Genomic DNA, 20933 nt, shown 5'->3' with positions numbered 1-20933 from the left:
TCGTTACGAGTGTGTCTGGTTGCGGTCTTCGGCGCGTTTCTTGGGCTCGCCTGCGCAGCGATGCGTCGGCAGTGGCGGGTCGCGCGTCGGCGCGGCATCCCGAACTCGTAAGTGGTGGGGGCTCCGATTCGTGCATCGGGGTAGGCTACCCGGGCTTCTGAATGCTGCAATTTTCCCGGTGCCCGAAAATGGAACCATCCGGGCCGGTCCGGACAGTAGAGGGTATGAGCAGGGATGATTTCGACGAGGCCGCGGCCTGGTCGGCGGCACGCGGTGGGGACGGTCCCGCGTTCGCGTCGCTGTTCGACCGCCACCGCGACCGCGTCTTCGGCCACGCGCTGCGGCTGGTGCGAGAACGGCACGACGCCGAGGATGTAACCGCTGTCGTCTTCCTCGAAGCGTGGCGCAAGCGCGAGTCCGTGCGCCTGGTCGACGGGTCGATCATCGGCTGGCTGCTGGTGACGACGAACTACGCCGCCCGCAACCACACCCGCGGCCAGCGCCGGTACCGCACCGCGCTCGCCAAGATCCCGGCCCCGGCCCCGCAGGAGGACCATGCTCCCGCGGTGGACGAGTCGCTCGACGGCGCCGGCCGCGATCGCGCGGTGCGGGACGCGTTCGCGAATCTCAGCAAGCGCGACCAGGACGTCATAACGCTCTGCGTGCTCGAGGAGCTCACCACCGCACAGGCGGCCGACGCCCTCGGAGTGCCGGAGGGCACCGTCAAGTCGCGCCTCTCCCGTGCCCGCAAGCGGCTCACCGAGCTGGCCTCGCCGCTCGCCACCGCAACCGATACCGACTCCACGATCCTCGAAGGAGGTGCACGATGAGCACCACGGACTTCACTCCCGAGCGCAGCGCCGCCATCCGGCAACTGCTGATCGACACCGTCGCCGATGAGCCGCGCCGCCGCAAGCATTTCCAGATCCTGCTCACCAGCCTGCTCTCCGGCGTCGCGATCGTGCTCGCCGGTGGAACGGCCGCGCTCGCCCTCACCGGCATCATCCACCTCGGCGGCGACACCCCACCCGCGCCCGTCCCGACGCCCACCCGGACCGTCACGCCGACTCCGACGCCGACTCCGACGCCGGCTCCGACGCCGACGGCCCCGCCGCTCGTCGATTCGGGCGTCACCGAGCCCCATGACGTCAACAACCTGCGGGCGACGACCCGCTGGTCACTCGACTTGCCCGGCGTCACGGACTGCACCGGAATCAGCACCTTCACCCTGAGCGACGCGCGCGCGGTGCTGGTCTCGGGCATGCGGCCGAAGGAGTACGAGGGCGGCGGCGACTGCGGAAGCCAAACGAACGAAGACTACGGCGTCACCCTGGTCGACACCTCGAACGGCACAGTGCTGTGGCAGCGCGAGTGGCGCTTCTCCATGGAGACACTCGACTACCGGGCCGGCTTCACCGTCCTCGGCACCTCCGGCCGGGCCGCGTTCGTCAGCCCGTATCCCACGGCGGGGCCGCACGACGTGCTCGATCTCGCGACAGGAGCGACCGTCGCGTCGTTCCACCCCGGTGGCGACAACTTCGATCCCAGCCGGGACATGCAGGCGGTGCCTGGCGACTCCGGCGACGTGCTCGTTCTGACCCACAAGCGAGACGCCGACGGCCGGGAGATCGAGGACACGATCATGCGCGTTCGGCCGACCGCCCCGGCCGAACCGGTGTGGTCGACCTCTCTCGGGAAGGTCGAATCGTGGCTGGACGAACCGGTGCCCGGCTCGTCCGTGGTAACCACCCAAGGCTGGAACCTGGCGAACGGAACGTACCAGACCTCCTTCATCGACCTGGAGACGGGTGAGCCGACCACCGTCTCGGGCCAGCAGGTCAGCACGATGAGTCAAATTCTGGTGGGACAGCCGTATGGGTCTCAAGGGACGTCCTTCGATCTCACGGGGTTCGGACTGGATGGTCGTCCGGTGTGGACGAAGAGTCTGGCGCCCGGTGGCTCCTTCTTCACTGCCTCCGCCCCAGGCGACCAGGTGCTGGGCTCACCCGATACCGGCCAGTTCTTCGTCGCGGACGGGGCCACCATCACCCTGTTCGACCAACAGACGGGCGATCAGCTGTGGAGCGTGCCGACACCGACCTGCATCACGAACGGCTACGGTCCGGAGCGGGCGATGCTGGACGCCGCCAACGACGCCTTCGTGCTCTGGTCCGGAGCCGATCACTGCGAGCTGAGTCGAGCCACAGGCGCCGCGGTCGGGAACTTCCCCTCAGCGTCCACGGGCATCGAACTGTTCGGACTGACCAACGTGTACGCGTACGCCGGTTATTCGGAGCCAGGCGCCGCCTACGACCTGGCGACGGGCACGAAGCTCTGGTCGATCGAGCGAACGGGCTGGCCGAGTTGGAAGTTCATGGGCGGATACCTCGTCAGCGTCAGCGGCAACCACGTCGAGTCGATCGGCTGACACAGACCAGGGGGAGAGAAGAAGGGGGAAACAAAGGGGGACGGCGAACGGCCCGCGGATCGGGGGACCCGCGGGCCGTTCGTCATTTCCTCTTCTTGTGCAGTGCGCCCGGCTTGTGCACCGCCTATTTGCCGCTCTTGCCGCTCTTCACGAGGTACTGCGGGTTGTCCTTCGACGCCTTCACGCTGCGGCCGGCCGACTCGGTGTCCCCGGTGATGTTCTTCTCGACCTCGCCCGACATATCCACCCCGCGGGAGGACCACTCGACGTGGTCGCCGCGCGGGGAAGCGAAAGTGATGATATGGAGCCGCCCAAGGGAATCGAACCCTTGACCTTCTCATTACGAGTGAGATGCTCTGCCGACTGAGCTAGGGCGGCGTGGGCAGGGCTTCCGCCCGGCGCACAGTCAGATAGCTTACCCGATCCTGCGCGGCCGTGATGACACGGACGAACCGCGGCTCAGCGGACCTGGTTGCCGAGAGCGGCGAGCTGTTCGAAGGAGCTGCGCAGACGGTCGGCGAGGGGCTCGACACCCCCGTGATCGGCCCAGCACGACCAGGCGTGCCGCATCCCCGCGAAGGCGACGTAGGTGACCAATCTGGCCCGCTGGTGGAGTGCCTCGGGATCGTCGGCCAAGGCCGGATCGTCGTGCGCCAGGCGCCGCTGCACGACGCCGCTCAGCGCATCCTCGAACGAGTGCATGCTGGCCATCCGCAACGCGAACAGTTCCGGGTTGTCCTTCAGGAGCGCCCGGCGCAGCGTGTGCAGCTGCTGCATGCTGACGGGACCGGCATCCGTCTCCCCCGGGCCACTGCCTCCGGTGTCGCCGACGTCGATCGACGCGGTGAGGAGAATGCTGATGCCTGCGAGGATGGGCTCGGCCGGGCCGGCCGCGATGAACCTCTCGATGCTCTCCTCGTCGGGCAGCTCGGGCAGCTCGCCGATGATGGCGCTCTCCTTCGACGGGAAATAGTTGAAGAAGGTGCGCGGTGACACGTTGGCGACGTGGCTGATCTCATCGATCGTGACGCGGTCGAAGCCGCGCTCGCTTGCGAGCTCGACGGCGGCGAGCTGGATGGAACGGCGGGTGGCGATGCGCTTGCGCTCGCGGAGTCCCAGCTCGCTCAGTGTGGAATCGGGGGCCACTGACACGCCTCGATTATTTCATTCTCTGCAAAATTGCACCACTCTACTGGGGTGCGGTCAGCAGGTCTTTCCCTGCGAGGGAAGAGTTCCCTCGACTAGGTAGGCGTCGACCGTGTCATTGACGCACGAGTTGGACTTGTTGTACGCCGTGTGCCCCTCCCCCTTGTATGTCAGGAGGTGGCCGTTCTGGAGCTCGGAGGCCAGGTTCTTCGCCCAGACGTACGGCGTGGCGGGGTCGTTCGTGGTGCCGACGACGAGGATGGGCGCGGAGCCGTCCGCCGAGATGGGGCCGCGCTGGCCGGTGGCCTTGTAGGGCCAGTTCGCGCAGCCGATGTCGCCGTACGCCATGTACGGGCCGATCACCGGGGCCGCCTTCGCGAGCTCTGCGGCCTGCTGACGCATGAGGGCCGGGTCGGCGTCGTAGGTGTAGTCGAGGCAGTTGATCGCGACGAACGCTTCGGTGGAGTTGTCGGAGTACGTGCCATCGGATGATCGGTTGTTGTACGTGTCGGCGAGTGTGAAGGCCACCGCGGCGCTCCCCTTCATGACCGTTTCGAACAGCTTGTCGAGGTACGACCATGCTGTCGCGTCGTACAGCGGGGTGATGATCGCGGTGACCAGGGTGTTCGCGCCGAGCTCGCGCCCGTCCGAGTTGCGGATGGGGCTCTTCTCCACGGCGGACAGCAGCTGCCCGACGGTGCCCATGGCGTCGTCGACCGTCCCGCTGAACGGGCAGTCCTTCCGGGTCAGGCAGTCGGTGAGGTACGCCCGCAGCGCGCTCTCGAATCCCTTCGCCTGCACTTCGGTCACCTCGAAGTTGGAGGCGGCCGGGTCCAGGGCCCCGTCGAGCACGAGCCGTCCGGTCTTCCCCGGGTAGAGGCCGGCGTACACGGTGCCCAGGTAGGTGCCGTACGAGTAGCCGAGGTAGTTCAGCTTCTTGTCGCCGAGAGTCGCTCGCAGCAGGTCCAGATCGCGGGCAGCGCTCACGGTGTCGAGCTTCGGCAGGGGCGCACCCGTGTTCTTCTGGCAGGCCTGCCCGAAGTCCTTGGCGATCGTCGTGTTCTCGGCGATCCACTGGTCGGACCCGCGCTGGCCGGGCGTGATGCCGTAGAGGTACTGGTCCATCTTCTCGGCGTCGTAGCACTTCACGGCGGTCGAGCGCCCGACACCGCGGGGGTCGAACCCGACGATGTCGAAGTGCTTCTGCAGCGTCTTGTCGGCGACGAAGTCGACCGAATCCTTCACGAAGTCGAAGCCGGAAGCTCCCGGGCCGCCGGGGTTGGTCAGCAGGGACCCTTGCTTGGTGCCCGTGGCGGGCTGGCGGATGAGGGCCAGCTTGATCTCGCCGGCACCCGGGTCGTTCCAGTCCAGCGGCGCCCGTGCGGTGGCGCACTGCTTGCCGTCGGAGCAGTCCGTCCAGGTGAGCACCTGGCCGTAGTACGGCTGCAGGGCGGCCGGAACATCGTCACGCGTGGGGGTGGAGGTAGTGACCGTCTTCTGCGGAAGGAACCAGGTCACACAACCGGTCAGCGTCAGTGCGACGACTGCCGCGAGCGCGACGACGACCGTGCGTGCGGCGTGCCGGTGAACCGGGCGGCCGGGTCGGGTGATCACAGGTCGGTCCCCTTTCGCGCGTTGGTTCCGCGCAGGATCGTGGTCAGCATGGCCTCGAGGGCGAGGGCCGGAGCGACGTTGCCGTCGATGCGTTCGCGCGCGGTCGCCACAGCATCCATCGCGGCGAGCGTAGCGGCCGGAGTCGTGCGGGCGCTGAGAGCGTCGAGTTCACGTCGCAGCTCGCGGTTGACCAGCTCGCTCTCGCTGCCCAGCTGGATCATCATGACGTCGCGGTAGAGGGAGAGCAGGTCGACCAGGATGCGGTCGATCCCGTCGCGGAGGCTGCGGGTGGCCCTGCGCTTCTGGTCCTCCTCCAGCTGCCTGAGCTGGCCGCGAAGCGCCGGCGGGATGGTTCCCCCGGGCTCGATGCCCAGGGAGCGCAGCGCGTGCTCGCGCTCCTCCGCGTCGCGCTCCTCCGTGATCGCCTTGGCGTCGGCGCCCGCGATCTCCAGCAGCGTCGCGGCTGCGAGGACCGCGTCGGACACCGAGCGGATGCCGAGGGCCAGTTCCAGCGTCCGGTCGCGGCGGCTCCTGGCCTCCTCGTGGGTGGCGAGCCGGTGCGCCATGCCGATGTGGCTCTGCGCGTGCCGCGCGGCACGTTCCGCCGTCTCGGCGTCGACCCCGTCACGTCGTTCGATGAGCCGAGCGACGTCGCCGACGGTCGGGACGCGGAGGCGCACCGTGCGGACCCGGGACCGGATCGTCGGCAGCAGGTCGGCGTCGCTCGGCGCGCAGAGGATCCAGACCGTCCGCTCGGGCGGCTCCTCGAGGGCCTTGAGGAGGACGTTGGAGGTGCGCTCCGTCATCCGGTCGGCGTCTTCGATCACCATCACCCGGTAGCGCCCGACCGACGGGGCGAACTGGGAGCTGGCGACCAGCGAACGCACCTCGTCGATGGAGATGATCACGCGCTCTGTGCTGAGCACGGCGAGGTCGGGGTGGGTGCGTGCCTGCACCTGGCGCGCCGCCGCGAGGTCGCCCTCCGGCGTCCCGGGGCTGAGGAGGGCCGTCGCGAACGCGTAGGCCAGGTTCGAGCGGCCGGAGCCGGGCGGTCCCGTGATGAGCCAGGAGTGGGTCATCCCGCGGCCCGGCGCACCACCGGCATCGCCGGCGCCCGAGCCTTCTGCGGCAGCGCGGACGACGTCGATCGCCTCGTCCTGACCCGTCAGGTCGTCCCACACCGTCATGGTCTCCAGGCTAGCTGGCACCGCGGACACCATCCCTCCGCGGGTCAGACGCGGGCGGCGAGCCGGTCGCGGATCTCGGCCGCGATCTCCTCGACCGGCCGTGCGGCGTCGACGACCAGGAAACGGTCCGGCTCCTGCTCGGCCAGCCCGAGGTAGCCGGCCCTGACGCGCGCGTGGAAGTCGGATCGCTCCGCCTCCAACCGGTCGTAACGGGTGCGGGCGGTGTCGAGGCGGGCGCGTGCGGCATCCTCGTCGAGGTCGAGCAGGATGGTCAGGTCAGGCAGGAGGCCTTCGGCCGCCCAGAGCGACAGGTCGCGGATCTGCTGCGCGTCGAGCACCCGCCCGGCACCCTGGTAGGCGACCGAGGAGTCGATGTAGCGGTCCTGGACGACGACCTCGCCGCGCGCCAGCGCCGGCCGGACGACGGTCGCGATGTGGTGCGCCCGGTCGGCCGCGTAGAGCAGAGCTTCCGCCCGCGGAGCGATGTCGCCGCGGTGGTGCAGAACGATCTCCCGGATCTCGACCCCGGCGTCGGTCCCGCCCGGTTCACGGGTGCGGACGACGGTGCGGCCGAGCCCTCTCAGCCACTCCTCGAGCAGGGCGGCCTGGGTGGACTTCCCCACGCCGTCGCCGCCCTCGAGTGTGATGAAGAGGCCCCCGCTCACTCGGCGGTCTTCTTCGCGGCCGGCTTCTTCGCGGCGGGCTTCTTGGCGGCCGGCTTCTTGGCCGCCGGCTTCTTGGCGGGGGCGGCCTTCCGGGCGGGCTTCTTGGCCGGGGCCTTGGCGCGCTTGTCGGCGAGCAGCTGGACGGCGCGGGGGAAGTCGACCTCGTCGACGGTCTCGCCGCGCGGAATCGTCGCGTTCGTCTCGCCGTCGGTCACGTACGGGCCGAAACGGCCGTCCTTGACGCGGATCGGCTTGCCGCTGACCGGGTCGGCCTCGAACTCCTTGAGCGCACTGGAGGCACGACGGTTGCCGTACTTCGGCTGAGCGAAGAGTTCCAGGGCGCCCGCGAGATCCACCTCGAAGATGTCGTCCTCGCTCGGCAGGGAACGGGTGTCCGTTCCCTTCTTCAGGTACGGACCGTAGCGACCGTTCTGCGCCTGGATCTCGTCGCCGCTCTCGGGATCGGCGCCGACGACGCGGGGCAGGTCGAGCAGCTTGAGTGCGGTGTCGAGATCGATCGAACCGAGGTCCATGGACTTGAAGAGGGATGCGGTGCGCGGCTTCGCTGCTGCCGCCTTCTTGGTGCGCTTCGCCGGTTCCGTCACCTCGCCGGTCTTGGCGTCGGCGGTGGGCTCCTCCTCCGGGTCGGCCTCCGTGACGTAGGGGCCGAAGCGCCCGTCCTTGGCGAGGACGAGCTTGCCGTTCTCCGGGTTCGCACCGAGCACGCGGTCGGTCTGCACCGGGGCCTCGATGAGTTCGCGCGCCTTGGCGGGCGTGAGCTCGTCGGGCGCGAGCTCCGGCGGGATGTTGACCCGTCGCGGCGGGGCATCGGGACCCGCTTCGGGGTCGGTGACCTCGAGATACGGGCCGTACTTGCCGATGCGGAGCGTCACGCCCTCGTCGATGGCGATGGAGTTGATGCTCCGCGCGTCGATCTCGCCGAGGTTGTCGATGACCCGGCGGAGGCCTTTGTGCTTGTCGCTTCCGAAGTAGAAGCTGTTCAGCCAGTCGACCCGTTCCGCGGCGCCGTCGGCGATGCGGTCGAGATCGTCCTCCATCTCGGCGGTGAAGTCGTACTGGACGAGGTCGCCGAAGTAGTCCTCCAGCAGTCGCACGACCGAGAAGGCGACCCAGCTGGGTACGAGAGCCTGGCCCCGCTGCGTGACGTAGCCGCGGTCGATGATGGTGGAGATGATGCTGGCGAACGTCGAGGGCCGCCCGATCCCCAGCTCTTCCAGGCTCTTGACCAGGCTCGCCTCGGTGTAGCGGGGCGGAGGCGTGGTCTCGTGGCCGTCGGCCGCGACATCCTGAACGCTGAGCGGCTGCTTCTCGGTGAGCGGCGGCAGCTTGGCCTCCGCCGCGTCGGACGCGTTGCGCTCTTCGTCCTTGCTCTCTTCGTAGGCGTTGAGGAAGCCGCGGAACGTGATCACCGTGCCGCTCGCCGTGAACTCGGCGACCGCTCCGTCGAGGGGACCGTCCGTGACGCGCGCCTGCACGGTCACCGAGGCGGTCTGCCCCTTCGCGTCGGCCATCTGGGAGGCGACCGTGCGCTTCCAGATCAGGTCGTAGAGGCGGAACTCCGGTCCGCGCAGCGAGCGCTCGAGCTCGGCTGGCGTGCGGAACGTCTCGCCGGACGGACGGATCGCCTCGTGTGCCTCCTGGGCATTCTTGCTCTTGGAGGCGTAGGTGCGCGGCTTGTCCGGAACGGTCTCCGGACCGTACAGCTTCGCTGCCTGCGTCCGCGCCGCGTTCGTCGCCTGCTGCGACAGCGACGCGGAATCGGTGCGCATATAGGTGATGTAGCCGTTCTCGTACAGCGTTTGCGCCACGCTCATCGTCTGCCGGGCGGAGAAGCGGAGCTTGCGCGCCGCCTCCTGCTGGAGGGTGGAGGTGGTGAACGGCGCCGCCGGCCGGCGCGAGTACGGCTTGGAGTCGACCTTCGAGACGGCGACTTCGGTGCTGGGCTGGCGGATCGCCGCCGCGAGCGCGGTCGCGGATGCCTCGTCGAGGGTGCGCGCCCCCGAGGTGAGACGGCCGTGGTCGTCGAAGTCGCGGCCTGTTGCGACGCGGTCGCCGTCGAGCCGGGCGAGCCTGGCCTCGAACGGGTTGGCGCCCTCGGGTGCGAGCTGGGCGGTCAGGCCCCAATACGATGCGGGCACGAACGCGAGGCGCTCACGCTCCCGGTCGACGACGAGCCGGGTCGCAGCGGACTGCACGCGACCCGCGGACAGGCCAGGGCCCACCTTGCGCCAGAGCACCGGTGAGACCTCGTAGCCGTAGAGCCGGTCGAGGATGCGACGGGTCTCCTGCGCGTCGACCAGCGCGGTGTCGATCTCGCGGGTGTTGTCGCGGGCCTGCTCGATCGCTTCGCGGGTGATCTCGTGGAACACCATCCGCTTGACGGGAACCTTTGGCTTCAGCACCTCGACGAGGTGCCACGCGATGGCTTCGCCCTCGCGGTCCTCATCCGTCGCGAGGAGGAGTTCGTCGGCGTTCTTGAGCGCGCGCTTCAGGTCGGCGACCGTCTTCTTCTTCTGGTCGGACACCACGTAGTAGGGCTCGAACTCGTTCTCGACGTCGACCGAGAACTTTCCCAGCGACCCCTTCTTGAGCTCCGGGGGCAGGTTCTTCGGCTCGATGAGGTCGCGGATGTGCCCGACCGAGGCCATGACCTCGTAGCCGTCGCCCAGGTACTGGGCGATCGACTTCACCTTGTTCGGTGACTCGACGATGACGAGCTTCTTCGTGTCAGACACCTGACTCCTCTTAATATGCACACACTGTGTCGCCACAGCTGACTGTGTCGGGTTCCGACCGGACGGCGTGGCGCGCTCCCCCTGCAGACGCCGATCCACTCGAGACGTGGTCCGTGCGGCCGACAGGCAAACCATACACACCTTCGCCGCTTGTCCGCCTAATCGAGTCATCTGCGTTCGCCGTGGGCGCAGTGCCGGCGATTGCGCTGCGTCCGCGCCTCAGAGCCGCGGGAGCACGACCCGAGGTCTATGCCGGGTCGACGCTCGGGAGGACAATGAGGGCATGGCAACGACGACGACGTACACCGCCAAATTGATCGACGGCCCTCTCGAGGGCAAGACGATCTCGACCGGTTTCCTCGATTCCGGAGACGCCCGTCCTCGCTTGGAGATCTCCGCTCCGCAGGGCTCGAAGCACTACCTCTATATCCGCGCCGCGGGCGCCGAGCTCGAGTTCGCGTCCGACGACGGCCACGGCCGGGGACCGACGGCCGTCTCGTACCGCTACCTCGAGACCGTCTTCGACTGACTCCAGCCTCCACGCACGTCACCCGGGACTCGCTTCGACTCCGCGGGGCGGTCCTGCTCGCCCGGATACGGATGCGCTGAGACCGGCATACGGCACGGCGGCGGTGACGGTGACGGCCACGCCCGCCTGGTCGCAGGCGACGAGGCCGGCGCCGTTCGCCTCCACGACGGATTCAGCCACGTCGCACGGCACGCCCGGAGCGCGTCCGCTCACGACGTCGGCGGCTGCGAGCGCCGCGAGGTCGGCGGCGGCAGCCGCCCGAGCGTGGGCCGCCCCTGCGCCCACCACGAGGAAGGCCCCGGCTGCGAGCGCAAGCACGGCGGATAGGATCCCGAGCGCCAGGACAGATCCGCTCCCCCGGTCGTCGAAGATCGCCGCGCGTGCGAAATGCCGGGGGCGGCTCGCGGTCACCGTTCAGCTCCCTCATCCAGCGCGCACGCCCGGGCACTCAGCCGAACGCCGATCCGGCTGAGGGTCGCGTCTTCTGCTGCCGTCAGTCGCACGCACACGGTGCTCCCGGCCCGCTCCAGGCCCATCCCGGCTCCGCCTGGGATGGGCGCCGCCGCTGGGTCGTCGCCCCGGCCCGCCAGCCGGGCCGCCGCTGCGGCACCGGCCGTCAGCGCACCCAGCTGAGCGGAACCGGACACCGCGCCAACGCACAGTGCGAGACAGGCGAGCACCGCCGGCAGTGCGACGGCGAACTCCGCGGTCACACTGCCGCGGTCGGAGCGCCACCTCCGCCGACGCGTTCTGTGACTCATCTGCGGCTCACCCACCGGACAGTGCACGATGCACCAGCTCGGACAGGATGGCTTTCACCTCGTCGCCCTTCAGCAAGGCGACCAGGAGGCCGGCGAAGCCGACTGCGGCGAGGATCGTAATCGCGTACTCCGCCGTGGCCGCACCCCGATCCTCGCGCAGCCGTTGCCGCATACTGCGTACCTTCTCGATCACCTGGACCATGGGAGCCCCTCTCATCGTTCTGCTTCCGTTTCCATCCTTCGTCCGGGGCCGCCGGCAGGGAGGGCATCCCCTTCATCTGTGCAGAAGTCACCAGAGGCCCGTCGTTGTGGACGAGAGCAGCGACAACACCAGCGGCGCTACGGCGAGGAGCAGAAAGCTGGGCAGCACGCAGAGGCCGAGCGGGAGCAGCAGCCTCACGCCCAGCGTCGCCGCAGACCGTCGAGCGTCGGCGCGGGCGGAGCGTCGCTGCTGGCGCGCCGCCGCTGTCAACAACTCCGCGGCCGGTGCGCCCGCAGAGGCTGCGAGGTCGATCACCGACCGTACGGGACCGTCGTCGTTCGCGGGGAGCCCCGCCGCGGCCGTCGCCGCCCGTGCGGTCTCGATCGCCGCCTCGGCCGACGCGCCGCCGGCGAGTGCAACGGCGACGAGCTCCTCCAACTGACCGGCCGTGTGCTTGCGGGCGAGCGCGCCGACCACGAGTGCGCGCATCCACCACCGCCCGCCGAACAGGAGCAGCAGCCCCGCCCCGACCGCCAGCGCACCGGCAGTCGACGTCAGGGTACCGATGAGGTCGGCACCCAGCGCCACCGTCATCGCGACGCCGACGGCGGGCAGCCACGAGATCAGCCGCGCGGTCGCACGTGGTCCGCTGAGTGCCACGTCGGCCTCCCGCTCGGCTTCCGCGACGTCGCGCAGCGTCTCGCCGACCGTCCGCAGGGCGTGCCCGAGAGGCGCGCCGGACTGCTCTGCGACCCTCCAGGCCGCTGCGATCATGCGCACGTCGTCAGTACTCGCCGCGTCGATCAGCGCACGCGCGCACGACGGCTGACTCGCAAGCGCGCTCACCACGCGGGCGGCGACGGGATGCACGCGATGCGCTGCCGTCGCCCTCCACGCGGATCGCGGGCTCAAACCGGCATCGAGTAGCACGGCGAGAGACTCGGCCAGCGCCGCCGTCGCGTCTGCCGCCTCGCCGGGCCGTTGCCGTAGCCGTAGCCGCTTCACGGTCCGCACCAGCGACGAGACCGACCTCCCCAACAAGCACGCGCAGCCCCACTCACTGCGACGCCCCGCCCGCGGTGTCCAGCGTGGTGACGGCCAGCCGCCCCTCCCGGTCGAGGCGCAGCCGGCCGAATCCCGAGAGGCGCCGGACACCATCCACTCGCTCCAGGTGGACCACGAGCCCGATCGCGCTGACCGCCTGGCGCGCGAGCGCGTGTTCGCCGAGCCCGGCGAGGGCGCCCAGCGCCTCGAGCCTCGCCGGCACATCCTCGAGCGAATTCGCGTGCATCGTGCCTGCGCCGCCGTCGTGACCGGTGTTCAGCGCTCCGAGGAGGTCGCGCACTTCTTCTCCCCGGCATTCGCCGAGTACCAGGCGGTCGGGCCGCATCCGCAGCGCCTCACGGACCAGGCGGCGCAGGTCGACCCCTCCCGCGCCTTCGAGGTTCGGCTGGCGCGTCTCGAGCCCGACCACGTGCGGGTGCTGGATGCGGAGCTCGGCGACATCTTCTATCACGACGATCCTCTCGCCCGGCGGCGCGTTCCCCAGCATCGCCGCAAGCAGGGTCGTCTTGCCCGCTCCGCCGGCGCCGGTGATGAGCAGGTTCGTCCGGCCGCGCACGGCTGCCAGGAGCCGGTCGCGGTCGGCCGACGGCATCCCGCCGCCCGCGACGAGGTCGTCGAGGGACGGCTGACTGCGCCGGGGCACCCGGATCGACAGGAGCGCTCCTCCCGTAGACACGGGTGGGAGCACGGCGTGCACGCGGACTCCCCCGCGCAGCCGCACGTCGACGAACGGCGTCGCCTCGTCGATGTGCCGCCCGCCCGCCGCGATCAGGCGGACCGCCAACTCCCGGGCATCCTGCGGGCCGGCACGCCACCCGTTCTCGCGCCGCAGGCCGTCAGGCGGCCCGTCGCTCCACAGTTCGCCCCCACCGGTCAGGAACAGGTCCGTGATGCCCGGGCGCAACAGGTACGGGGCCAGCGGACCGAAGGTGCGCCAGAGCCCCGGCTCGCGCGACTCGTCGCCGCTCTCGTCAGTACTCATGCGGTCAGTAGTCATGCCGTCAGTAATCATGCGGCGAGGCTACGAAGAGAGCCGGCCGGCCGGACGTCATCATCGAGAACGGTGGACAACCGGGCCGATCGCTGGCCTGTGGACGAGTCACAACGCGGAAATCCGCGTTAAAAAGAGGGGGGCCGCACCTATTGGGGGGAACAGGTGCGGCCACTGCGGCGCAGGATTGGGGGGAATCGATTGCGCCGCACGCACGAATTTACATTCGGCCGGGGTCCAGTTTACGCAGAATCGATGCAAACGCAAGTCTTCTGGGGCGGCCCTCACGGCAGGTTGTAGAGTCAGGCATTGTCGCGCCACGACTCGAAACGACAGCATCGCAAAGGAGCGAAAAGACTCCCCATGAGCAACACAATCGACAACCTGCTCCATGAAGCCCGCCGGTTCCCGCCGAGCGACGAATTCGCCGCCGACGCGATCGCCGACGCCGGCCTCTACGAGCGCGCGGCCGCGGACCGCTTGGGCTTCTGGGCGGACCAGGCACGTGAACTGATCCACTGGCACACCCCCTTCACCCGCACCCTCGACTGGAGCGAGCCTCCCTTCGCCAAGTGGTTCGACGACGGTGAGCTCAACGTCGCGTTCAACTGCCTCGACCGCCATGTCCTCGCCGGCAACGGCGACCGCGTGGCGATCCACTGGGAGGGCGAGCCAGGCGACTCGCGCTCGATCACCTACGCCGAGCTGACGGCCGAAGTGAAGAAGGCGGCCAATCTGCTCACGAGCCTCGGCATCCGTGCCGGGGATCGCGTCGCCATCTACCTCCCGATGATCCCCGAGGCCGTCATCGCGATGCTGGCCGTCGCCCGGATCGGCGCCGTCCACTCGGTGGTCTTCGGCGGGTTCAGCGCGGAGAGCCTGCGGTCGCGGATCGACGACGCGGAGGCGAAGCTCGTCATCACCGCGGACGGCGGCTGGCGCAAGGGCCGCGTCTTCCCGCTCAAGGACGCCGTGGATGCTGCCCTCACCGGCGAGGCGACCACCGTCGAGCACGTCCTCGTCGTCAAGCGCGGCGAGAACGAGGTCGCGTGGACCGAGGGCCGCGACCTGTGGTGGCACGACGAGATCGCCCTGGTGGATGCCGACCACGTCGCGAAGGCGTTCCCGGCCGAGCAGCCGCTGTTCATCCTGTACACCTCCGGCACGACGGGGAAGCCGAAGGGCATCCTGCACACCTCGGGCGGCTACCTGACGCAGTCGTCCTTCACGCACAAATTCGTCTTCGACCTGCACCCGGAGTCGGACGTCTACTGGTGCAGCGCCGATGTCGGCTGGATCACGGGGCACACGTACGTCGTCTACGGCCCGCTCGCGAACGGCGCGACGCAGGTCATGTACGAGGGCACACCCGAGACCCCGCATCCCGGCCGCTGGTGGGAGATCATCGAGAAGTACAAGGTCTCGATCTTCTACACCGCTCCGACCGCGATCCGCTCGTTCATGAAGATCGGCCGGCAGCACCCGCAGAAGTTCGACCTGTCGAGCCTGCGCGTGCTGGGTTCGGTCGGTGAGCCGATCAATCCTGAGGCGTGGATGTGGTACCGCGAGGTCATCGGCGGCGATCAGACCCCTATCGTCGACACCTGGTGGCAGACGGAGACCGGCGCGATCATGGTCTCGGCCCTGCCCGGGGTGACCACGCTGAAGCCGGGCAGCGCACAGGTGCCCCTGCCCGGAATCTCCATCGACATCCTCGATGAGACCGGGACACCCGTCGGCAAGGACCAGGGCGGCCTGCTCGTCGTCACCGAACCGTGGCCGAGCATGCTCCGCGGCATCTGGGGCGACCCGGAGCGCTTCAAGGAGACCTATTGGTCGAAGTTCGGCGACAAGTACTTCGCCGGCGACGGCGCCCGGTACGACATGGACGGCGACATCTGGCTGCTGGGCCGTGTGGACGACGTCATGAACGTCTCCGGGCACCGCCTCTCGACGGCGGAGATCGAGTCGGCGCTGGTCGCGCATCCCTTCACGGCCGAGGCCGCGGTGGTGGGCGCCAACGACGAGACGACCGGTCAGGCCGTGGTGGCGTTCGTCATCATCAAGCAGAACCAGCTGGAGCAGGCGGGCGCGATGGATGTGGCGGCCGAGCTGCGCAAGCACGTCGCCGAGCAGATCGGTGCGATCGCCCGCCCGCGCGACATCTTCATCGTCACGGAGCTGCCGAAGACCCGTTCCGGCAAGATCATGCGGCGCCTGCTGCGCGATGTGGCGGAGGGACGCGAGGTCGGCGACACGACGACCCTCGCCGACACGGCCGTGATGAGCTCGATCCAGGCCAAGCTCTCGTAGCGAGCGACGAACACGACGAAGGGGCGGTGCCAGCGGCGCCGCCCCTTCGTCGTACGTTCGTGCAGCGCGTCAGTCGACCGCGAGCACAAACTCCACCTCGACCGGGGAGTCGAGCGGCAGCACCGCGACGCCCACCGCCGATCGGGCGTGCACTCCGGCGTCTCCGAAGATGTCGCCGAGCACCTCCGAGGCGCCGTTGATCACGCCGGGCTGACCGGTGAACGCGGGGTCGGACGCCACGAACCCGACGACCTTCACCACACGGCGGACGCGGTCGAGCGACCCGAGCACGCTCTTCGCCGCAGCGAGGGCGTTCAGGGCCGAGATCCGTGCGTACTCCTTGGCATCGGCGGCCGAGACGAGGCCGTTGCCTTCGCCGACCTTGCCGGTGGCGGGCAGCGCGCCCGCGACCATCGGGAGCTGCCCAGAGGTGTATAAGTACGAGCCGTCCAGGACCGCGGGCGTATAGGCCGCAACGGGCGGGACGACGTCGGGCAGTTCGATCCCGAGCTGCGCGAGACGCGCCTCCACGTCGGCCATTAGGCCTGCTCCTCATCCTGCAGCGGGCGCTTGAGGTAGGCGACGAGGCCGCCCTCCGGGCCGGTGACGATCTGCACCAGCTCCCATCCCTCCGAACCCCAGTTGTTCAGGATCGCTGCTGTGTTGTGGATGATCAGCGGGGTGGTCAGGTATTCCCAGCGCGGCATCGTGCTCCTCGAATCGGGGGATTTTGCAGGTTCATCACCTACTCTGATCCTATGTCTGCGCAAAAACCACAGGCTAGAGGTGTGCTCGGCGCCGCCGGTGCTTTCATCGGCATGAGTGTCGTGGCCGGTCTTCTGGTCACCGCCGCCGTCACCCCCGCGATCGCGGTCACGGGTATGGCCGCCAATAACAGCATCGGTGTGTTCGAAGGTCTCCCGGAGTACCTGAACATCGATCAGCTCGCCCAGCCGACCACCATCTATGCGAAGAACGGCGACCAGGATGTGCCCCTGGCGACCTTCTACTCCCAGAACCGTCTCCCGGTCGCGTTCAACCAGATCTCCCAGGCGGCGAAGGATGCCGCCATCGCCGGTGAGGACCCTCGGTTCTACAGCCATGGCGGCGTCGACATCCAGGGCACCGTCCGCGGTGTCCTCTCGACCGTCGGGGGCGGCAGCGTCCAGGGCGGATCCTCCATCACCCAGCAGTACGTGAAGAACGTGCTCCTGCAGAAGTGCGAGGCGCTCCCGGTCAAGACCAAGGAGCAGAAGACCAAGTACCAGGACTGCGTCACCGAGTCGACCGGTGTCTCCCCCGACCGCAAGGTCAAGGAGATGAAGTACGCGATCGGCATCGAGAAGAAGTTCACCAAGGACCAGATCCTGGTCGGCTACCTGAACATCGCCGGATTCGGCGGCTCGGTGTACGGCATCGAAGCGGCTGCGCGCTACTACTACAACACCAGCGCCGCGGCGCTGACCCCCGCTCAGGCGGCGAGCTTGGTCGCGATCGTGAACGAGCCCACGAGCCTGAAGATCGACAGTCCGGACTCCAAGGACAACGGTGCGGCCAACGGCTACGCGAAGAACAAAGAGCGTCGCGATTACATCCTTCAGAAGATGTACCAGTACAAGAAGCTGACCAAGACGCAGTACGACGAGGCGGTCAAGACCCCGATCCAGCCGGTCATCACCCCGTCGGTGCGCGGCTGCCAGACCGCGGGCGGGTCTGCGTACTTCTGCGACTACGTGCAGAAGACCATCCTCAACGACCCGACCTTCGGCGCCGACGAGGACACCCGCGCGTCCAACTTCAACCGCGGCGGCTTCAAGATCTACACCTCCCTCGACCTCCAGCTGCAGCAGACCGCCGAGGAGACCATCGCCTCCTACGTGCCGCCGTCGTACGACAGGGCCAACCTTGGTGGCGTGCTGACCGGCGTGCAGCCGGGCACCGGCCGTGTGCTCTACATGGCGCAGAACAAGAAGTACAGCCAGGACCCGGACGTGCTGAACACCAGCACCGACTACACCTCGGTGAACTACGCCACCGATCAGGCCTACGGCGGATCCAACGGCTTCCAGGTCGGCTCGACCTACAAAGTCTTCACCCTCGCCGAGTGGCTCAAGCAGGGCCACTCGCTGAACGAGAGCGTGAACGCGAACGTCCGCACCTACGACCAGTCGAGGTTCAAGGACAGCTGCCCGGGAGCCGCCTGGGGCGGCCCCTGGAAGCCGACCAACGACTCGGGCGGCGAGGAAGGCATCCGGAGCGCCCAGAACGCGACCACGAACTCGATCAACACCGCGTTCGTCGCCATGGCGTACCAGCTCGACCTCTGCGAGATCAAGAAGGATGCAGAATCCTTCGGTGTCCACACCGCGACCGGCGCCCCCCTGGACAGCAACCCGGCCTCGGTGCTCGGTACGAACAACATCGCACCGCTGACGATGGCCACGGCCTTCGCGGGCATCGCCAACAACGGCCTGACCTGCACGCCGATCGTGATCGACAAGATCATCGACGGCACGGGCAAGGAGGTCCCACCGCCGGCCACGAAGTGCTCCCAGGCTGTCGACCCCGCCGTCGCGAACACCATGGCGAAGGCGCTCCAGGGCCCGCTCCAGGGCGGAACCGCCGCAGGGATGAACCGCACCGGCAAGGACATGCTCGGCAAGACCGGCACCACGGACGGCAACGAGCAGCTCTGGCTGGTCGCCGCCACCACGAAGGTCGCCGGTGCGTACTGGGTCGGCAACATCACCGGCCACGTGGACATGCGCCGGATCTTCCCGACGCACGGCACCACTCCCGCCATCGCTCGTACCGCGGTCATGCGAAACATGATGACCGCTGCGGTCGCCAAGTACGGCGGCGACGACTTCCCCGCGGCGCCCGACAAGCTCACGCGCGGCGTACAGGTCGCCATTCCGGATCTGACCGGCAAGACGCCCGACGAGGCGAAGTCCATCCTCACGGGCCTCGGTCTCGACTCGGCCGACGGCGGACCACAGGACTCGGTGGCGCCGGCGGGAACGATTTCCGGAACTGATCCGGGGCCCGGCACCCAGGTGAGCAAGGGCACCCCGGTCACGCTCTTCACGAGCAACGGGTCCCTTGTCGCAGTGCCGAACGTCGTCGGTCAGAAGTACGGGGATGCGCTGGCCGCTCTGACGGCAGCCGGATTCAAGGTCAAGACCGCGGGCGGCAACAGTCCAACGGCGACCGTGCAATCGCAGGACCCTGCAGGCGGCGCGGCCGCGAAGCCGGGTAGCCAGGTGACGTTGGCGCTCTCGGCGGCAAGCGGTGCGCCGACCCCGGGCGCGGGCGGCTAGTGGCTCGCGGAGGTCTTCATCCCGCGGCGTCCGCCCTGGCCCTTGTGGCCGGGGCGGGCGCTGCGGCGTTCGCGTACGGTTCGCTGGTCGAGCGCCGCTCGTACACGCTGCGAGAGGTGAGCGCCCCTGTGCTCCCCGCCGGCGCCGAGCCCATCCGCGTGCTGCACCTCTCCGACCTGCACATGGCTCCGTGGCAGCGCGACAAGCAGGAGTGGATCCGCTCCCTCGCCCGTCTGAAGCCGGATCTGATCGTCGAGACGGGCGACGTGCTCGGCCACGAGCAGGGGCTGGAAGGCGTCCGAGCCGCTTACGAAGGCTTCCAGGGCATCCCGGGCGTCTTCGTCCACGGCTCCAACGACTACTTCGGACCGCAGTTCAAGAACCCGCTCAAGTACTTCCTCGGGCCGTCGAAGAAGCGTCCGCCGATCGCGCCGCGACTCGACACCGCATCGCTGACCGCGTTCTTCCGCGATCTCGGCTGGCTGGATCTGGACAACCGGGCCGCGGCGCTCGAGGTCCGAGGCACCTACCTGGAGTTCTTCGGCGTCGACGACCCGCACATCCGCTTCGACCGGGTGGAGGCCATCCCGGGCGCGCTCGATGAGCTGCGCGAGGACGACCCGTTCTCCGACGACAACACCTGGCCGGATGAGGGGCCTCGCGCCGAGCGGCAGGCCGTCACGATCGGCGTTGTCCATGCGCCGTACCGCCGCGTTCTGGACGCGTTTGTGACGTACGGTGCCGCGATGATCTTCGCGGGGCACACGCACGGCGGACAGGTGTGCGTGCCCGGGTTCGGCGCACTCGTCACGAACTGCGACATCCCGCGCGCTCAGGTCAAAGGGCTGAGTGTCTGGCGTCATGCGTTCCGCTCGGCCTACCTCAACGTGTCCGCGGGCCTGGGCACCTCGATCTTCGCCCCGGTGCGTTTCGCCTGCCGACCGGAAGCCACTCTCGTCACCCTGACCGCCGCCTCCTGAGCCCGGTTCCGCGGTCGCAGTGGTCATGAGCGGCGCTGCGCTCGTGTATCCTGGATGAGGCCTTCGGGGTGTGGCGCAGCTTGGTAGCGCGCTTCGTTCGGGACGAAGAGGCCGCAGGTTCAAATCCTGTCACCCCGACGTAGTGAAAAAGCCGGTGGGCACGAGGATCGCGAAGCGATCACGTGCCCACCGGCTTTTTTCACTACTCGCTGCTGTCTATTGGGGTCCCCGCAGCGAGGGGCCCCTGGCGACGCCCCGCGCGGAGCGCGGAGCGGCGTTTGGGGGAGCGCGCGGGGCGCACCCCGACCGTGCAGAAGGGCCGGAGCTTCACGCTCCGGCCCTTCGTCGTTTTCGGCGGTGATGCCTCAGAACGCGTCGGGTCGTGCGAACTCAGGCTCCGGGAACCGCGACGCATCGCTGTCCGACCGGATGAGCGGCAGGGTGCGCGACACGGCCGTGTCGATGCGGTCGCGGAGGTCCTGCGAGCTGATCTCGTAGTCGGCGAAGTCGCTTTCGGCCGCGTAGATCCCGAGGGGCAGGGTCAGCGACTGGAAGAAGCCGAACAGGGGCCGCATCTGGTGCTCCACCAGGAGGGCGTGGCGATCGCTGCCGCCCGTGGCCGTAAGGACGATCGGCTTGTCGACCAGAGCGTACTGGCCGACGTGGTCGAAGAACAGCTTGAAGAGGCCGGTGTAGGTGGCGCGGTACGCGGGTGAGCCGACGACGAGGATGTCGGCGTTCTCGACCGCCTCCAGCGCCTCGATGACGACAGGGCTGAGGCTGCTGCGGAACGGGCCCGCGCCGAGTTCCGGCAGCAGGGGCGCGAGCCGGATCGTGCGAGAGACCCCGCCGACGGCGTCCGCGTACGAGCGCGCGACCTCATCGACCAGCACGGTGGTGCGCGACGGGTGGGTGGGGCTTCCGCTCACTCCGACCACGTTGAGTGGATGCGACATGTGGGAACCGCCTTTTGCTC

General features: G+C 68.8%; 20 protein-coding genes and 2 tRNA genes. 7 read left to right on the top strand and 15 right to left on the bottom strand.

The window, feature by feature from the left end:
• Nucleotides 1-224: 224 nt before the first annotated feature.
• Together AB4Z18_RS16155 and AB4Z18_RS16150 are read left to right on the top strand one after the other, a co-directional pair.
• Nucleotides 225-830 carry an RNA polymerase sigma factor gene (locus AB4Z18_RS16155; RefSeq protein WP_441783756.1) on the top strand — a complete coding sequence of 202 codons (606 nt, stop codon included), beginning with the start codon at nucleotides 225-227 and terminating at the stop codon, nucleotides 828-830.
• Nucleotides 827-2428 (top strand): outer membrane protein assembly factor BamB family protein, encoded by a 1602-nt coding sequence (locus AB4Z18_RS16150; protein ID WP_441783755.1) that lies wholly within the window; start codon nucleotides 827-829, stop codon nucleotides 2426-2428. Before AB4Z18_RS16155 ends, AB4Z18_RS16150 begins: the two co-directional genes overlap by 4 nt.
• A 124-nt stretch (nucleotides 2429-2552) precedes the next feature.
• Here the strand turns inward: AB4Z18_RS16150 and AB4Z18_RS16145 are convergent, their stop codons facing one another.
• The 7 genes from AB4Z18_RS16145 to topA form a co-directional block, all read right to left on the bottom strand.
• Entirely contained in the window at nucleotides 2553-2726 is a 174-nt protein-coding gene (locus AB4Z18_RS16145) for a DUF2945 domain-containing protein (protein ID WP_441784017.1), read from the bottom strand.
• A 4-nt stretch (nucleotides 2727-2730) separates the two neighbouring features.
• Nucleotides 2731-2806 (bottom strand) — tRNA-Thr (locus AB4Z18_RS16140).
• 81 nt (nucleotides 2807-2887) lie between these two features.
• Nucleotides 2888-3580, bottom strand: coding sequence for a TetR family transcriptional regulator (locus AB4Z18_RS16135; RefSeq protein WP_441783754.1), 693 nt, complete (start codon nucleotides 3578-3580; stop codon nucleotides 2888-2890).
• Nucleotides 3581-3631: 51 nt separating this feature from the next.
• Nucleotides 3632-5188: an alpha/beta hydrolase gene (locus tag AB4Z18_RS16130; protein WP_441783753.1), complete on the bottom strand. Its 1557-nt coding sequence runs from the start codon at nucleotides 5186-5188 to the stop codon at nucleotides 3632-3634.
• Nucleotides 5185-6375, bottom strand: coding sequence for a DNA polymerase III subunit delta' (locus tag AB4Z18_RS16125; RefSeq protein ID WP_441783752.1), 1191 nt, complete (start codon nucleotides 6373-6375; stop codon nucleotides 5185-5187). The genes AB4Z18_RS16130 and AB4Z18_RS16125 overlap by 4 nt, the downstream gene beginning before the upstream one ends.
• A 44-nt stretch (nucleotides 6376-6419) precedes the next feature.
• Nucleotides 6420-7040 carry a dTMP kinase gene (gene tmk / locus AB4Z18_RS16120; RefSeq protein WP_441783751.1) on the bottom strand — a complete coding sequence of 207 codons (621 nt, stop codon included), beginning with the start codon at nucleotides 7038-7040 and terminating at the stop codon, nucleotides 6420-6422.
• Nucleotides 7037-9796 (bottom strand): type I DNA topoisomerase, encoded by a 2760-nt coding sequence (gene topA, locus AB4Z18_RS16115; protein WP_441783750.1) that lies wholly within the window; start codon nucleotides 9794-9796, stop codon nucleotides 7037-7039. The genes tmk and topA overlap by 4 nt, the downstream gene beginning before the upstream one ends.
• A 283-nt stretch (nucleotides 9797-10079) precedes the next feature.
• On the opposite strand from topA, the gene AB4Z18_RS16110 reads away from it, so the two are divergent.
• Nucleotides 10080-10325: a hypothetical protein gene (locus AB4Z18_RS16110; RefSeq protein WP_441783749.1), complete on the top strand. Its 246-nt coding sequence runs from the start codon at nucleotides 10080-10082 to the stop codon at nucleotides 10323-10325.
• Nucleotides 10326-10343: 18 nt separating this feature from the next.
• Here AB4Z18_RS16110 and AB4Z18_RS16105 read toward each other — a convergent pair whose 3' ends face one another.
• From AB4Z18_RS16105 to AB4Z18_RS16085, 5 genes are all read right to left on the bottom strand, one after another.
• Nucleotides 10344-10736, bottom strand: coding sequence for an Rv3654c family TadE-like protein (locus AB4Z18_RS16105; protein WP_441783748.1), 393 nt, complete (start codon nucleotides 10734-10736; stop codon nucleotides 10344-10346).
• A complete protein-coding gene (locus AB4Z18_RS16100) occupies nucleotides 10733-11086 on the bottom strand; it encodes a hypothetical protein (protein WP_441783747.1) in 354 nt (117 codons plus the stop codon). The genes AB4Z18_RS16105 and AB4Z18_RS16100 overlap by 4 nt, the downstream gene beginning before the upstream one ends.
• Before the next feature lie 7 nt (nucleotides 11087-11093).
• Entirely contained in the window at nucleotides 11094-11288 is a 195-nt protein-coding gene (locus tag AB4Z18_RS16095) for a DUF4244 domain-containing protein (protein WP_441783746.1), read from the bottom strand.
• 87 nt (nucleotides 11289-11375) lie between these two features.
• Nucleotides 11376-12302: a type II secretion system F family protein gene (locus AB4Z18_RS16090; RefSeq protein ID WP_441783745.1), complete on the bottom strand. Its 927-nt coding sequence runs from the start codon at nucleotides 12300-12302 to the stop codon at nucleotides 11376-11378.
• 43 nt (nucleotides 12303-12345) lie between these two features.
• A complete protein-coding gene (locus AB4Z18_RS16085) occupies nucleotides 12346-13335 on the bottom strand; it encodes a TadA family conjugal transfer-associated ATPase (RefSeq protein WP_441783744.1) in 990 nt (329 codons plus the stop codon).
• A 372-nt stretch (nucleotides 13336-13707) separates the two neighbouring features.
• Between AB4Z18_RS16085 and acs the strand changes: the two genes are divergently transcribed.
• Nucleotides 13708-15657, top strand: a complete 1950-nt coding sequence (gene acs / locus AB4Z18_RS16080; RefSeq protein ID WP_441783743.1) for an acetate--CoA ligase — start codon at nucleotides 13708-13710, stop codon at nucleotides 15655-15657.
• A 69-nt stretch (nucleotides 15658-15726) separates the two neighbouring features.
• Here the strand turns inward: acs and AB4Z18_RS16075 are convergent, their stop codons facing one another.
• Nucleotides 15727-16197: a RidA family protein gene (locus tag AB4Z18_RS16075; RefSeq protein ID WP_441783742.1), complete on the bottom strand. Its 471-nt coding sequence runs from the start codon at nucleotides 16195-16197 to the stop codon at nucleotides 15727-15729.
• Nucleotides 16197-16364: a DUF4177 domain-containing protein gene (locus tag AB4Z18_RS16070; protein ID WP_441783741.1), complete on the bottom strand. Its 168-nt coding sequence runs from the start codon at nucleotides 16362-16364 to the stop codon at nucleotides 16197-16199. Before AB4Z18_RS16070 ends, AB4Z18_RS16075 begins: the two co-directional genes overlap by 1 nt.
• 81 nt (nucleotides 16365-16445) lie before the next feature.
• Here AB4Z18_RS16070 and AB4Z18_RS16065 point away from each other — a divergent pair, with 81 nt between their 5' ends.
• The 3 genes from AB4Z18_RS16065 to AB4Z18_RS16055 all read left to right on the top strand — a co-directional run bounded on the left by AB4Z18_RS16065 (nucleotide 16446) and on the right by AB4Z18_RS16055 (nucleotide 20095).
• Nucleotides 16446-18977, top strand: coding sequence for a transglycosylase domain-containing protein (locus AB4Z18_RS16065; protein ID WP_441783740.1), 2532 nt, complete (start codon nucleotides 16446-16448; stop codon nucleotides 18975-18977).
• Nucleotides 18977-19957, top strand: a complete 981-nt coding sequence (locus AB4Z18_RS16060) for a metallophosphoesterase (RefSeq protein WP_441783739.1) — start codon at nucleotides 18977-18979, stop codon at nucleotides 19955-19957. The genes AB4Z18_RS16065 and AB4Z18_RS16060 overlap by 1 nt, the downstream gene beginning before the upstream one ends.
• Before the next feature lie 64 nt (nucleotides 19958-20021).
• Nucleotides 20022-20095, top strand: a tRNA-Pro gene (locus tag AB4Z18_RS16055).
• A gap of 227 nt (nucleotides 20096-20322) precedes the next feature.
• Here AB4Z18_RS16055 and msuE read toward each other — a convergent pair.
• Nucleotides 20323-20913, bottom strand: coding sequence for an FMN reductase (gene msuE, locus AB4Z18_RS16050; protein ID WP_441783738.1), 591 nt, complete (start codon nucleotides 20911-20913; stop codon nucleotides 20323-20325).
• Nucleotides 20914-20933 lie beyond the last annotated feature (20 nt).

This window comes from Leifsonia sp. 2TAF2, assembly GCF_052115085.1.
Classification (GTDB): Bacteria; Actinomycetota; Actinomycetes; order Actinomycetales; family Microbacteriaceae; genus Leifsonia.
The sequence above is the reverse complement of the archived record's forward strand: the minus strand, read 5'-3'. Positions and strand labels throughout refer to the sequence as shown.

Bases quoted from the DNA above. Each gene is read 5' to 3' on its own strand.
- AB4Z18_RS16150 (WP_441783755.1), top strand. From the start codon at position 827: ATGAGCACCACGGACTTCACTCCCGAGCGCAGCGCCGCCATCCGGCAA.
- acs (WP_441783743.1), top strand. From the start codon at position 13,708: ATGAGCAACACAATCGACAACCTGCTCCATGAAGCCCGCCGGTTCCCG.
- AB4Z18_RS16095 (WP_441783746.1), bottom strand. From the start codon at position 11,288: ATGGTCCAGGTGATCGAGAAGGTACGCAGTATGCGGCAACGGCTGCGC.
- AB4Z18_RS16075 (WP_441783742.1), bottom strand. From the start codon at position 16,197: ATGGCCGACGTGGAGGCGCGTCTCGCGCAGCTCGGGATCGAACTGCCC.
- AB4Z18_RS16110 (WP_441783749.1), top strand. From the start codon at position 10,080: ATGGCAACGACGACGACGTACACCGCCAAATTGATCGACGGCCCTCTC.
- AB4Z18_RS16125 (WP_441783752.1), bottom strand. From the start codon at position 6,375: ATGACGGTGTGGGACGACCTGACGGGTCAGGACGAGGCGATCGACGTC.
- msuE (WP_441783738.1), bottom strand. From the start codon at position 20,913: ATGTCGCATCCACTCAACGTGGTCGGAGTGAGCGGAAGCCCCACCCAC.
- AB4Z18_RS16085 (WP_441783744.1), bottom strand. From the start codon at position 13,335: ATGAGTACTGACGAGAGCGGCGACGAGTCGCGCGAGCCGGGGCTCTGG.
- AB4Z18_RS16100 (WP_441783747.1), bottom strand. From the start codon at position 11,086: ATGAGTCACAGAACGCGTCGGCGGAGGTGGCGCTCCGACCGCGGCAGT.
- AB4Z18_RS16070 (WP_441783741.1), bottom strand. From the start codon at position 16,364: ATGCCGCGCTGGGAATACCTGACCACCCCGCTGATCATCCACAACACA.
- AB4Z18_RS16155 (WP_441783756.1), top strand. From the start codon at position 225: ATGAGCAGGGATGATTTCGACGAGGCCGCGGCCTGGTCGGCGGCACGC.